At 37.0% G+C, this 14565-nt stretch carries 11 protein-coding genes; 9 read left to right on the top strand and 2 right to left on the bottom strand.

Features of this window, described 5'->3' with window-relative positions; all coding sequences use genetic code 11:
- Position 1 precedes the first annotated feature (1 nt).
- Both ACZ9HT_RS07990 and ACZ9HT_RS07995 read right to left on the bottom strand, forming a co-directional pair.
- Positions 2-1090 carry a carbamoyl phosphate synthase small subunit gene (locus ACZ9HT_RS07990; protein WP_476039947.1) on the bottom strand — a complete coding sequence of 363 codons (1089 nt, stop codon included), beginning with the start codon at positions 1088-1090 and terminating at the stop codon, positions 2-4.
- Positions 1091-1190: 100 nt separating this feature from the next.
- A complete protein-coding gene (locus tag ACZ9HT_RS07995; protein ID WP_476039948.1) occupies positions 1191-2087 on the bottom strand; it encodes an aspartate carbamoyltransferase catalytic subunit in 897 nt (298 codons plus the stop codon).
- A 228-nt stretch (positions 2088-2315) separates the two neighbouring features.
- Here ACZ9HT_RS07995 and ACZ9HT_RS08000 point away from each other — a divergent pair, with 228 nt between their 5' ends.
- The 9 genes from ACZ9HT_RS08000 (at position 2316) to acs (ending at position 14494) form a co-directional block, all read left to right on the top strand.
- The gene (locus ACZ9HT_RS08000) at positions 2316-2732 is read left to right on the top strand and encodes a transposase (RefSeq protein ID WP_476039949.1); all 417 of its coding nucleotides are present in this window, start codon (positions 2316-2318) and stop codon (positions 2730-2732) included.
- 138 nt (positions 2733-2870) lie between these two features.
- Positions 2871-4190 carry a hypothetical protein gene (locus tag ACZ9HT_RS08005; protein WP_476039950.1) on the top strand — a complete coding sequence of 440 codons (1320 nt, stop codon included), beginning with the start codon at positions 2871-2873 and terminating at the stop codon, positions 4188-4190.
- A 29-nt stretch (positions 4191-4219) separates the two neighbouring features.
- A complete protein-coding gene (locus ACZ9HT_RS08010) occupies positions 4220-5797 on the top strand; it encodes an MFS transporter (RefSeq protein ID WP_476039951.1) in 1578 nt (525 codons plus the stop codon).
- 17 nt (positions 5798-5814) lie between these two features.
- Entirely contained in the window at positions 5815-6042 is a 228-nt protein-coding gene (locus ACZ9HT_RS08015; RefSeq protein WP_476039952.1) for a DUF6814 family protein, read from the top strand.
- Between the two features lie 336 nt (positions 6043-6378).
- A complete protein-coding gene (locus ACZ9HT_RS08020) occupies positions 6379-9069 on the top strand; it encodes a sodium:solute symporter family transporter (RefSeq protein ID WP_476039953.1) in 2691 nt (896 codons plus the stop codon).
- 218 nt (positions 9070-9287) lie between these two features.
- Positions 9288-9734 (top strand): IS200/IS605 family transposase, encoded by a 447-nt coding sequence (gene tnpA, locus ACZ9HT_RS08025; RefSeq protein ID WP_476039954.1) that lies wholly within the window; start codon positions 9288-9290, stop codon positions 9732-9734.
- A 126-nt stretch (positions 9735-9860) separates the two neighbouring features.
- Positions 9861-10229: a response regulator transcription factor gene (locus tag ACZ9HT_RS08030; protein ID WP_476039955.1), complete on the top strand. Its 369-nt coding sequence runs from the start codon at positions 9861-9863 to the stop codon at positions 10227-10229.
- A gap of 89 nt (positions 10230-10318) precedes the next feature.
- A complete protein-coding gene (locus tag ACZ9HT_RS08035; RefSeq protein WP_476039956.1) occupies positions 10319-12220 on the top strand; it encodes an AMP-binding protein in 1902 nt (633 codons plus the stop codon).
- Positions 12221-12586: 366 nt separating this feature from the next.
- Positions 12587-14494: an acetate--CoA ligase gene (gene acs / locus ACZ9HT_RS08040; protein ID WP_476039957.1), complete on the top strand. Its 1908-nt coding sequence runs from the start codon at positions 12587-12589 to the stop codon at positions 14492-14494.
- The last annotated feature ends 71 nt before the right edge of the window (positions 14495-14565 follow it).

Consider the following 14565-nt stretch of genomic DNA (forward strand, 5'->3'; position numbering starts at 1 on the left):
TTTAATTCAATACTTTTTTAGATTTAAATTCCTCCATTAACTCAATAAATTCATCAAACAAATAGTTTGCATCTTCCGGACCTGGACTGGCTTCCGGGTGATATTGTACAGAAAAGCATGGATGAATTTTATGTTTTAAACCTTCGTTTGTTCGGTCGTTTAAAGCGATATGCGTTTCTTCTAAATCGGTATTATTTAAAGAGTCCTGATCGACGGCGTAACCGTGATTTTGAGAAGTAATCGCTACTTTATTTTTCTCTAAATCTAAAACAGGATGATTTCCTCCACGATGTCCGAATTTCAATTTAAAAGTTTTTGCGCCACACGCTAAACCAATCAACTGATGTCCTAAACAAATTCCAAAAATCGGGACTTTACCTAAGATATTCTGAATCATTTCAATCGCTCCCTTTACATCTTCAGGATCGCCTGGACCATTGGAAAGCATGACGCCGTCTGGATTGATGAGCAATATTTCTTCAGCTGTTGTATCTTGTGAAACTACGGTTACATCGCAATCTCGTTGGGTAAGTTCGCGTAAGATCCCTGATTTTGAACCGTAATCAACCAAGACAACTTTCAAACCTCTTCCCGGACTTGCGTAAGCCTTTTTTGTAGAAACTTGAGCGACTTGGTCTGTTGGAAAATCGGTCACTTTTAAACTTTCTATTACTGAATTTTCGTCTGCATCTTCAGAGACGATTTTTCCCTTGACAACTCCTGAATTTCGGAGAACTCTTGTTAATCTTCTGGTGTCGATCCCAGAAATTCCGGAGAGATTTCTCTTTTGAAAAAATTCATCCAGATCCATTTGAGTTCGGAAGTTGGAGGGGAAATCACAAACTTCTTTTACAATTAAACCTTTAATGGCAGGTTCGATACTTTCGTAATCGTCGCGGTTTATTCCATAATTTCCGATGAGCGGATAGGTCATACAAACGATTTGTCCGCAATAAGAAGGATCGGAAATCAACTCCTGATAACCAGTCATTCCCGTGCTGAAAACGACTTCGCCTTCAATGTCCTGATCGGCTCCAAAAGCTTTGCCGCGGAAGACTTCGCCGGATTCTAATACTAATTTCTTTTTCATTTTTACTTTTATTCTGCTTTTTCACCACTCCGTCAAAAACTCTTTCAATTTTTTTGACAATTACATGGCTCTTTTTACTTTTTACTTGGCTCTTTATATTTTATTCAAACTCAAAACCTTTTGCTTCCAAGGCTGTTTTTAAAATGGCCATTCTGGCGAAAACGCCGTTTTCCATTTGTTTGAAAATTCGGGAACGTTTGCATTCTACCAATTCATCATTGATCTCAACACCTCTATTTATTGGAGCTGGATGCATAATTATCGCGTTTTTTTTCATCGCTTTTTCACGCTCCTTTGTCAAGCCAAATTTGCGGTGGTATTTTTCAGGAGACAATTTTAATTGTTCATCATTTTCGTGTCTTTCGTGCTGAATTCTTAATAACATCAAAACATCAACTTCTTTCACTAGATCGTCGATGGCTAGATAGGTTCCATTAATAATTGCTCCTTCATCGAACCATTGTTCAGGTCCGGAGAAATAAACTTTAGCACCAAGTTTTCTTAGCACTTCTGCATTAGAGTTCGCTACTCTACTGTGTTTTACATCACCAACAATTCCTATTTTCAAGCCTTCAAATTTTCCAAATTCCTGTTGAATCGTCATTAGATCAAGCATGTTTTGGGAAGGATGATTTCCTGTTCCATCGCCACCATTAATAATAGAAATATCAATTCCCTTGAATTCATCATAAAATTTTTCTTTTTTATGACGAATTACGCAAAGATCGATGCCGATACTTTTTAAAGTTTTAACGGTATCATATAAAGATTCTCCTTTATTTACAGAGCTTGCAGTGATATCAAAGGGAACTACATTTAATCCCAATTTTCTTTCAGCAACATCAAAACTCGTTTTTGTTCGCGTGCTGTCTTCAAAAAAAAGATTGGCAACATAAATCTCAGTTTTAGCTTTAAGGACTTTGCCTTTTGAAAATTCGTTGGCTTCCTGAAGCAGTTTGTGGATTTTCTCAACGGATAGGTCAGATGTTCTAAGCATAATTTTAGTTTTTAAATAAAAAAAAACGAAGCCAAAACGGCTTCGTTATCAATAAATATCGTAATTATTGGCATTGCTGCCTTTATGTAAATCGTCTAATGGAAATATTCTTTTCATTAGGTGCAAAGATAGAATTTTATTTCAAAAGTCACAATATTTAGGAAAAAGTATATAGATTAATTTTTAAACTTTGCTAATTTACTATATATTTGCTAAAAAGATATAGTTATGCCAAATTCCTGTCCGAAATGTAAACAGAAAAATGTGGTTAAAAGCGGTATTATCAACGAACGACAAAGGTTTTTATGCAAAGACTGTAAGTACTACTTCACTGTAAAAAAATTAGGCAAGCAAATCGATGATTATGTCGTGACTAAAGCGCTTCAACTTTATCTGGAAGGATTAAGTTATCGGGAAATTGAACGAATCATCGGTGTTTCACACAACACGGTAAGTTCCTGGATCAAAAAGTACAATATCACGCGACCACCTCATTCAGATTTTCATCCGGTTTACAAAGTTTTCAAACAAAATGAGCTTATTGAATACATGTCCAAAGAAGATAATCTTAAAGGTTCCGGCCTTGTCATTACAGAGTTTGGAGATAAATACATGATGATCAAATGGGAAAGATTCAAGAAATGAAATAGTATTTTTCTTATTTATTTTAATATTATTTTCTAATAACTATACTCATTACACTGATATATATTAAATTTCTTCAATTAAATTTTTAGTTTCAATTTCGTTTCAACAAAAAAATAAACTAAAACTTATTGATCCATGAAGAAAACTACTGTTTTATTAGGAATTATTTCTTCCCTCTTCTTTTCGAAGTTTGCATTTGCCCAGGAAACTCCAACTAACGCAGATCTTTTAAAAAGAATCGAAGCGTTAGAAGCGGAAAAAAACAAGCCCAAAGAATGGGATGCTTCTTTTTACGGCTGGGTTCGTACAGAATATAACTTCGATAGCCGACAATCAGCCTATTCTCGGGAATTCAATTTAAATCTTTATCCGCTCGACGAAAAGTTAGATGCTAATGGAAAAGACATCAACGCTTCAGACGCAAGTAACTTTCTCTCTATTACTTCCAGAGTTGGAATTCGATTTAAAGGTCCTGATGTTTGGGGCGCCAAAGCCAGCGGAAATATAGAAGCTGACTTTTTTGGTAACACAGAGCTGAACAAAACTTCAGGAGGAAGCGGAAGTACAGGATTGATGCGACTTCGTCATGCTACTGCTACTTTAACCTGGCCGAAAACCGCAGTAACTTTCGGACAAACATGGTACCCTTCGTTTGTTGCCGATGTTTTCCCTGGCGTTGCCAATTTCAACACCGGAATTTTATTTAATCCATTTGGTTGGGCGGGTCAAATTAAAGTGGCGCAAAAACTGACTCCGGAATTAACTTTAAGTATTGTCGCTTACAAAGACCGCGAGTTTCAAACCGCAAATGCAACCGGAGCTTCTGTCAACAGTGCGACCTTCAATTCTGCAATCCCAACTTTCCACGGACAATTACAGTACAAAACAAAAACGATTACGACAGGTGTTGGTGCGGAATATCAATCTTTGAAACCGGTGATCGAATCGGCAGGTTTGGTTTCTAATGAAAAAGTAAATTCAGACATGTACTTCGCCTATTTCAAATATGCGAATGAAAAAATAATTACCAAATTTTACGGCATTACAGGTGGAAATCTTCATCATTTAGTCATGATCGGCGGTTTTGCCGGATACACAGAAGCGAACGGACAGGAATCTTACCACCCAACAAAAACTTCTGCAGCCTGGATCGATATTGCAAGTGCAAATCCGAAAATTGCTCCAGGTGTTTTCTTCGGTTATACTAAAAATTCTGGTGTTGATGCCGGATTCAAAAACCTTTACGTTCGGGGCGCTTCCGGAACCAGAATCTTAGATGATGTTTGGCGCGCTTCAGCGAGAGTTGATTTTAAACAAAATAAATTTGCGATTTCTCCGGAAATTGAATATACCGCTGCAAAATGGGGCGACGTGAATGCAAATGGAAGAGCGGAAAACAACATCAAAGAAGTTGGTAATTTTCGCGGAATGGTTCGAGTGATGTATTCTTTTTAAATAAAAAAACTAATTAATAAATAATTTATATGGATAATTCTGTACAAAAAAAGTCTTCGATATTCAGTGTAATCACTGCGTCGTCTGTAGGAACAATGATTGAGTGGTATGATTTCTACATTTTCGGAAGTTTGGCTACCATTATTTCAATGAAATTTTTTCCACCCGGAAATGAAACTGCTGCATTTTTATCAACCTTGGCTACGTTTGCTGCGGGGTTTGTGGTAAGACCTTTTGGTGCATTATTTTTTGGAAGACTCGGCGATCTCATCGGTCGGAAATTTACTTTTATGCTGACCTTAGTTTTAATGGGCGGTGCTACTTTTTTAATCGGATGTATTCCGTCTTATGAAACGATCGGCTTTATGGCGCCCGTTTTAATTTTAGTTTTAAGATTGTTACAAGGTCTCGCTTTAGGAGGAGAATATGGCGGTGCTGCAACTTATGTGGCGGAACATTCACCAAAAGGAAAAAGAGGTTTTATGACTTCATGGATTCAAACCACGGCAACTGTAGGTCTTTTTATCTCTTTAATTGTGATCATGCTTACAAAATCTTCTATGACCAAAGAAGCGTTCATGGATTGGGGATGGAGAGTTCCGTTCTGGGTTTCAATTATTATGATCATTATTTCTTTTATCATCAGAAGAAAAATGTCTGAATCACCGGTTTTTGCAAAAGCAAAAGAGGAAGGTAAAACTTCTAAAAATCCGCTTAAGGAATCTTTTGGTAATAAATATAACTTCAAATTTGTATTGCTGGCTTTGTTTGGAGCCGTAATGGGACAAGGAGTTGTTTGGTACACCGGACAATTTTACGCAATGAGTTTTCTGGAAAAAGTTCTTGGACTTACCGATCAGGTTGGACCAATCATGCTTTGGGGAATTGCTTTCGCCACACCGTTTTTTTTATTCTTTGGTTGGTTAAGTGATAAAATTGGCAGAAAATGGATCATGATGATCGGGATCTTCATCGCTATTATTTCTTACAGACCTATTTATGAAACGATGTACGAAGTAACCAATATCAAAAATAAAACAGAAGTTGCTGATCAAACAGTGAAGACTTCAGAACTCAAAGTTTTGACAGCAAGTATCAACGACAGCGTTTATGTAACTTCAAAGGTTTTCACAGATGGAACCACATGGAAAGAAACCAGAACATTTGTATTAGACAGCAATAATATGCCGGTTCTGAATGATAAAGGCGAGAAAAAAATGGATCTAAAAATAGATGCAACCGTGAATGACAGCGGAAAATGGACATTAATATTTTGGATATTCGTTCAGATATTTTTTGTGACGATGGTTTACGGTCCGATCGCAGCCTTTCTGGTAGAGATGTTCCCGGTAAGAATCCGTTACACTTCAATGTCGTTGCCTTATCATATTGGAAATGGAATTTTCGGCGGATTGTTACCCGCAATTGCAACGGCTTTAGTTTTAAATGCGAAACAGGCGAATAAAATTGCAGAAGCGGCAGGTTTAGGCGTCGTCTTCGATAAACCTTACCTTGAAGGACTTTGGTATCCAATAATCATTGGTGCGGTAAGTTTACTCATTGGTATTATTTACTTGAAAAACGGCCATAATACGACACACGATTAATCAATAAATTAAAAATTATGAACACGATAAAAAAGTTTTTAGGAATTATATGGATCTTAGTAGCTCTTTTTGCAGGCTATTATTTACTGGAAGAACAGTCAATCCCGAAATTTAAAACCGGTAAAACGGAAGATTTAATTCCGGCAATTATTTATACCTTTATTCTCTTGCCGATCATCGTCGGTGGGTTGGGAATTTTCGGATGGTATTCTTTCAAAGGAGAATATTCTGACGAAAATATGTAGATAAAGATCTTCAACTAAACTAACGGGAAATTCGTTTCCCGTTAGTTCCTTTTAATTATAAAAATGAAATCGGCAATTACACATTTCTAAAAAATTCAAAATGGCGATTGACGATTCCATATGACTTTTAAAATTGATAGAAACTACATATGAAAAAAAGACATCAACAAAAACTGGTTATTTTGAGTATAACATTGTTTATTTTATTCAATGCGCCGGTTTTGCTGTTGTTTAACAGTTCGCAAAAATTCATCGGCTTGCCGGTCATTTACGCTTATATTTTTTTCGTTTGGGCAGCTTCTTCAATAAGTTCTTTCATCATTTTTAAAAAGTTCAATGAATAGTTATTTGCTTTTTGCGCTGGTTGTTCTCTACCTCGGACTTTTGTTCTTTGTTGCTTATTATGCTGAAAAGAAAAGAAGCAGCTTTTGGGTGAACAATCCTTACGTTTACGCACTATCTCTGGCTGTTTATTGTTCCGCCTGGACGTATTATGGAAGTGTTGGAGTTGCAGCAAATCAAGGGTTAGAATACATGGCGATCTACATTGGACCCATCATTATTATTCCGTCCTGGATTTACATTAATTCTAAAATTATACGGATTTCAAGGGTGAATAAGATCAGTAGCATTGCGGATTTTATTTCTTTGAGGTATGGAAACAGCCGCTCCCTAAGTGCCTTAATTGCGTTGGTTTGTATGATTGCTATTGTTCCGTATATCGCTTTGCAGATCAAGGCGATTTCAGAAACTTTTCATTTGATCACAGAAACTGGTCAGTCCACAAATGTCTTTTATGACTCGGCGACTTATGTGGTTTTAATTATCGCACTATTTTCCGCATATTACGGAACAAAATACGTTGATGCCTCAGAGAAAAGACTCGGAATTATTTCTGCAGTAGCGCTGGAAAGTTTTCTGAAACTGATATTTTTTATGATTCTCGGAATTTTTGTGGTTTATGGAGTTTTTAATGGCTTTGAAGATATTTACAAGCAAGCTGAAAAACTTCCTGATTTTGCAACCAAAAATACTTTTAATGGTTTAGAAGGAAGTTTCAACTGGTTCTTAATGTCGATGCTTTCAATGTCGGCGATCTTTCTTTTGCCCAGACAATTTCACACCGCGATTATTGAGAACAGAAAAGAGAAGCATATCAAAACGGCGATCTGGTTGTTCCCTTTATATCTGTTAATATTTAATTTTTTCGTTTTCCCAATTGCTTGGGGCGGAAAGATTCTTTTCGCTGGCCAAGATGTGAATCCGGAATTTTACTCCATTCTTATTCCGCAAAAATTAGGAAATACACTCATTTCAACAATGGTTTTTTTTGGAGGTTTAAGCGCGTGTATCTCAATGATCATTATTTCAAGTATTTCGCTTTCGATCATGCTTTCCAACAACATTATTATTCCTTTTGGATGGTTAGATCGCTTTAAATCAAAATCCGATATAGATAATACGAAAAGCATTGTCAACATTAGAAAAGTAAGTATTTTCATCTTAATTTTGATCAGCTTTCTCTTCTACAAGTTTTGGATCTTAGAAAAAAGTTTATTCAGTATCGGCTTGGTTTCTTTTGTATTAATCGCGCAGTTAGGACCTTCATTTTTTGGGGCAATTTTTTGGCGCCGAGGAACTTACGCAGGTTCACTTTTCGGAATTGTAGCTGGAGTATTAATCTGTTATTTAGGATTGGTATTGCCAAGTTTTTCTGACGGTTTTAAGCAAAGTGTTTTCTACGATAACAGCTTTATTAATTTTTTTAGCATCCCATATCTGTCGCCAATTCCCCAGATTTTCTTTTGGAGTATTTTCGTCAATGCTGGGTTATTTGCCTTAATTTCTTCGAACACCGTTTCTAATTATCGGGAAAGAAATTACGCAGAATTGTATGTTGATATTAATGATTACATTCAAAATCACGAAAATGCCTACATCTGGAAAGGAACCGCAAACGTTTCTGATATCCAAAAGATTTTAGTAAAATTTCTTGGGGAGAAAAAGACTGAACAAGCTCTAAAGATTTTTAATCTGAAATATAAAATTACTGATGATAGTGACACGGCAGATTCCCGTTTCATCAAGTTTTCAGAAAATCTATTGAGCGGTAGAATCGGAACAGCTTCAGCAAAAATTTTAATTGAAGGCGTTACCAAAGAAGATAAGATTTCGCTTCCTGAAGTTTTGAAAATTTTGGAAGAATCAAAAGAAAATATTTCCATCAACAAACAACTGAGCGAACAATCTTCACAGTTACTGAAGCTTTCTGACGATCTGCAAAGTGCCAATAAAAATCTGATCGTAAAAGACAAACAGAAAGATGATTTCCTCGACAGTGTCGCACATGAACTTCGTACCCCGCTTACCGCAATTCGTGCCACGAGCGAAATTCTACTCGACGATGAAGAAATGCCGGCAGAATTAAAGAAGGATTTCCTCGAAAATATTATCTCCGAATCAGATCGTTTAAGTGAAATTATAAATGACATTCTTTATCTGGATAAACTGGAAACCGGAATTATTCCTTTAAATATTCAAGAAAATAATATCATTCAAACGTTCCATAGATCGGTGAAACCTTTACTTCATCTTTTCGAACAGAGAAGTCTGCACCATTCAGAAGTTAATCTTTTAGATCATGAAATTTTTGAATATGACGAACCGAGAATGATTCAGGTTTTTCAAAATATTCTAGGAAACGCCTTGAAATTCACGAATGAGCAGGGAATGATTCAAACGAAATTTCAAAATCAAGAAAATCAATTAAAAATTTCCATATTCAATACCGGAAAAATAATTCCGACAGAAGATCTGGAGTTTGTTTTTGAAAAGTTCTATCAGTCCAAAAATCAAAATTTGCAAAAACCAACAGGAAGTGGCTTAGGTTTAGCAATTTGTAAAAAAATAATGATCGCACATGGCGGCGATATTGTGGTGAAAAATAAAGAAATTGGGGTAACGTTTGAGATTTATATGGCGACAATTAAATCTAAAGAAAATGAAGAAATAATTATTGAAGATTAATTAATGAAGAAATACGCAACAATAAAGAACTCGAAGAGTTCAACAGAAATAACCGTATGTGAAACGTACGGAAAATGATCGAAAACAATAAAGAACTCGAAGAGTTCAACAACAATAACCGTATGTGAAACGTACGGAAAATGATCGAAAAGAATAATGAACCCGAAGGGTTCAACAACAATAACCGTATGTGAAACTTACGGTAAGAATAAAAAAACATGTCAACATATACCCAAATATACTACCACATCGTATTTTCTACAAAACACAGAAAACCAACCATCAATTCTGAACACGAAGAAGAATTGTATAAATATATTTGGGGAATTATTAAAAACAAAAAATGTAAATTATATAGAATCAATGGGATGCCAGATCACTTACATATTTTTACTCATGTACATCCAACGGTTTGTTTGAGTAACTTGGTAAAAGACATTAAAGTTGCAAGCAATCTTTGGATGAAACAAAGCGGATTATTTCCAGATTTTGAAGAATGGCAAGAAGGTTATGGCGCATTTACCAAGTCCACTAAAGGTAAAGAAATGATCATTAACTATATTAAAAATCAAAAAAAGCATCATTTAAAGGAAGATTTTGAAACGGAATATCGGAGGTTATTGTTGGAAAATGAAATTGAATTTGATGAAAAATATTTTTTATAAACCTTCTCCGTAAGTTTCACATACGGCAAAGAAATTCGACCGCTTCGCGGTCGCCCAAAAAAACACGAACGCGGAGCGTTTAACAACAATAACCGTAGGCGAAACCTACGGCAAAAAGATAGAAAAATGAAAAAAATATTAATCGCCGACGACGAACACAAGATAATCATGACCTTGGAATATGCCTTTCGCAAAGCGGGTTATGAAGTATTTATCGCAAGAGACGGTTCCGAAGTTTTAGAATTGTTGAAAACCGAAACTCCGGATATGATTCTGTTGGACATTATGATGCCCAACGTTGACGGATACGCAACGCTTACAGAAATTAAAAAAGATAAAAATATGGCCGGAATCAAGATCATTCTTCTCTCCGCAAAAACTGGAGAAGCCGATATTAAAAAAGGACTCGATCTCGGTGCAGACGATTATATCACCAAACCCTACTCCATTAAAAAATTGACAGAACGAGTTGAAGAACTTTTGGCTGATAAGTAATAAGTAATTTGCAATAAGCATTAAATTAAAATTTCGGGCTTCGTACTCTAGACTAATACCTGAAACCCAGTATCTAAAACCTAAATATCATGAAAGCAAATGAAATGTTCAAAGAAAGTATCGCTCACAAAGCAAAATTTTGGGCGGAACAAGCAGATAAAATCGAGTGGTTTAAAAAGCCAACACATATTCTAACCGACGATGGTGAAACTTATCCAACCTGGTTTGCAGACGGCGAATTGAACACTTGTTTTCTCGCGGTTGACAAACATGTCAATGATGGATTTGGCGATCAAACTGCGATCATCTACGATTCACCAGTAACGAACAGGATTTTTAAATATACTTACACCCAAGTTTTAGAACATGTTTCAAAATTTGCTGGAGGACTGAAAAAATTAGGTTTAGAAAAAGGTGATACTGCCATTATTTATATGCCGATGATTCCAGAATCTGTGTTTGCGCTGTTGGCTTGCGCAAGATTAGGCGTTACGCATTCCGTAGTTTTTGGCGGATTTGCACCACAAGAATTAGCGATTAGAATTGATGACTGTAATCCAAAAGCGATCATCACGGCAAGTTCTGGAATGGAAGTTTCCCGGAGAATTCCTTATTTACCTTTTGTAAAAGAAGCGATTACGATGTCGGAACATCAACCAAAACATATCGTGGCTTTTGATAGAAAATTACTTGGAAATCGGGTTGATTTTAAAAATGATTCTTCGCTTACCGATTTTGAAAATTTGATGACTGAATCAGAACCAACCGATTGCGTTTCTGTAGAATCTACGCATCCGCTCTATATTTTATACACTTCTGGAACGACCGGAAAACCGAAAGGAGTTGTTCGCGATAATGGCGGTCACGCCGTGGCGATGAAATTTTCAATGCAAAATATTTACGGTGTTAAAGAAGGGGAAACCTTTTGGGCGGCTTCCGATATTGGTTGGGCAGTTGGACACAGTTATTCTGTTTATGGCCCATTAATTAATAGAAATACAACTATTATTTTTGAAGGAAAACCAATTGGAACTCCGGATGCGGGAACATTTTGGAGAGTCATTGAAGAGCATAAAGTGGTGGCAATGTTTACAGCGCCAACTGCAATTAGAGCGATTAAGAAAGAAGATCCGGAAGGAAAATTGGTAAAGAAATATGATTTATCCTCTTTGAGAACGCAATTTCTCGCAGGGGAGAGGTGTGACGTTGCAACGCTCGATTGGTTTGATGAATTTGTTGGAGTTCCCGCGATTGATCATTGGTGGCAAACTGAATCTGGTTGGGCAATGTTAGGATTAATGCCTGGAGTTGAAGACGTTAAGATCAAAAGAGCCTCGGCTGGCAAACCGATTCCGGGTTATGATATTAAAATTTTCAGTGAAGAAGGTTATGAATTGGAAGCGCATCACGAAGGTTATTTGGTGATTAAATTACCGCTTGCACCTGGAGCAATGATGGGAATTTGGGGTGATCCGGAACGTTTTAAGTTTGGATATTTAACCAAATTTCCCGGCTATTATTTTTCGGGAGACGGCGCAATTAAAGATGAAGACGGTTATGTTTTCGTGACTGGCAGAGTTGACGATGTGATCAATGTTGCCGGACATCGACTTTCTACCGCAGAAATGGAAGAAGTTGTGGCAGCTCATAAAGAAGTTGCAGAATGTTGCGTGGTCGGAATTGATGATGATTTGAAAGGACAGATTCCTTTTGCGATTGCAGTTTTAAAATCAGGTTCGAAAGTGGATCAGAAGACTTTGGAAAAAGAACTCGTAGTATTGATCCGTGAAAAAATTGGACCAGTTGCAAGTATGAAAAATGCTTTGGTGGTGAATCGTTTACCAAAAACCCGTTCAGGGAAAATATTGAGGAAATTGATTAGAACGATGTTGGATGGGAAGGAATATCAAATGCCGTCGACGATTGATGATGAAAGTGTTGTGGAGGAATTGCAGTCGAAAATGGATGAGTATAAAAAGAAGTATTTGTAAATTGTTGGGTGATTAATAATGGAGTTTTCACGCAAAGACGCGAAGAATTTCTTTACAAATACAATACTTATGATGCTGCTTTTAAAGGCGCAAAGGCGTTTCACTCAGCAAAACTTAAAACTCCGTAGGTTATATAGCCACGAAGTGGCGAAATCAATAGCATAGGGTGTAGCCCTATGAATCTATGAATGAAAAAATGAAATTATATTTAAACCAAAATTGGCATAAAAAAAAGGGTCGTAACTAGCCCTGATAGAAGCGGTTACCCCGGAACAAGCGTTGGGCAAAGCCTTGGCGTGAGGAGTATGAGCGGATAGCAGGTTCTTGGCTCCTAATTAAAATTAGAATTAAAAAAAATTAAATATTATGAAAAATTACGTGATAGACGATTTGCCAGATTATTTCAAACAGTACAAAAAATCGATTAAAAACCCGAAGAAATTTTGGGATAAGGTTGCTGATGAGAATTTTGTATGGTACCAACGCTGGTCGAAAGTGGTTTCCTACGATATGGAAAATGCGAAGATTGAGTGGTTTAAAAATGCCAAACTGAATATTACGAAAAACTGTATCGATCGGCATTTGAATGAGCGTGGCGATAAAACGGCGATTATTTTTGAACCGAATGATCCGAAAGAAGAAGCGCAACATATTTCGTATCGAGAGTTGCGCGATCGTGTGTGTAAAATGGGCAATGTGCTGCGTGATCAAGGCGTAGAAAAAGGAGATCGTGTTTGTATTTATTTGCCCATGATTCCGGAATTAGCAGTAACAATGCTGGCTTGTGCACGATTGGGCGCAATACATTCTGTTATTTTTGCAGGTTTTTCGGCTCAAGCGGTAGAATCTCGAGTGAACGATTGTGGTGCGAAAATGATCATTTGTTCTGATGGAAGTTTCCGTGGTTCAAAATCGATTGATTTGAAGGGAATTATTGATGAAGCCGTCGAAAAATGTCCGACTGTGGAAAAAGTTTTAGTGGTAAAAAGAACCGGCAGCGAAGTGAAAATGAAGGAAGGAAGAGACCTTTGGTTAGCACCCCTTTATGATAAAGCGCCGGCAGATTTTATTTCTGTCATTATGGATGCGGAAGATCCGTTGTTTATTTTATATACGTCCGGCTCGACTGGAAAACCGAAAGGAATGTTGCACACAACTGCTGGTTTCATGGTTTTTACGGCTTACACTTTTAAGAATGTTTTCAATTATAAAGAGAACGACATTTATTGGTGTACCGCAGATATCGGTTGGATTACGGGACATTCTTATATTTTGTACGGCCCACTTGCAAATGGTGCGACGACCGTCATTTTTGAAGGAGTTCCAACTTATCCAGAACCGGATCGTTTTTGGGAAGTCATTGAAAAACATAAAGTGACTCAATTCTACACGGCTCCGACTGCGATTCGTGCCTTGGCAAAAGAATCTTACGAATGGGTTGAAAAGCATGATTTGTCTAGTTTAAGAGTGATTGGTTCCGTTGGTGAACCGATCAATGATGAAGCATGGCATTGGTACAACGATCACGTCGGAAAGAAAAAATGTCCGATTGTCGATACTTGGTGGCAGACAGAAACTGGAGGAATAATGATTTCACCATTGCCATTTATCACGCCAACAAAACCAACTTATGCGACTTTGCCATTACCGGGAATTCAGCCTGTTTTGATGGATGACAAAAGAAATGAAATTACCGGAAATCAAGTAGATGGAAATTTATGTATCCGTTTTCCATGGCCGGGAATTGCGAGAACAATTTGGGGTGATCATCAAAGATATAAAGAAACGTATTTCACAGCTTTTCCTGGAAAATATTTTACTGGAGATGGCGCTTTGAGAGATGAAGTTGGCTATTACAGAATCACCGGACGAGTTGATGATGTGATCATTGTTTCCGGACATAATTTGGGCACAGCACCGATTGAAGATAGTGTGAATTTACATCCAGCCGTGGCGGAATCCGCTATTGTCGGTTATCCACACGATGTGAAAGGTAGTGCGTTGTATGGTTTCGTGATGTTGAAAGATAGCGGCGAGCAACGTGATAAAGATAATTTGAGAAAAGAAATCAACAGCGTTATTTCCGATACGATCGGGCCAATTGCGAAACTGGATAAAATTCAGTTTGTTTCTGCCTTACCGAAAACCCGTTCCGGAAAAATCATGCGTCGTATTTTGCGTAAAATTGCGGAAGGTGATTTTGCTAATTTCGGTGATACTTCTACCCTTTTGAATCCGGAGATTGTGGAGGAGATTAAGAATGAGAAGATTTGATGTGTTGATTTGTTGATGATAACACAATACTTAATTATAATGAACCTTGCGGAAACGCGAGGTTTTTTATT

The sequence above is a fragment of the Chryseobacterium sp. UYP7 genome (assembly GCF_056279225.1).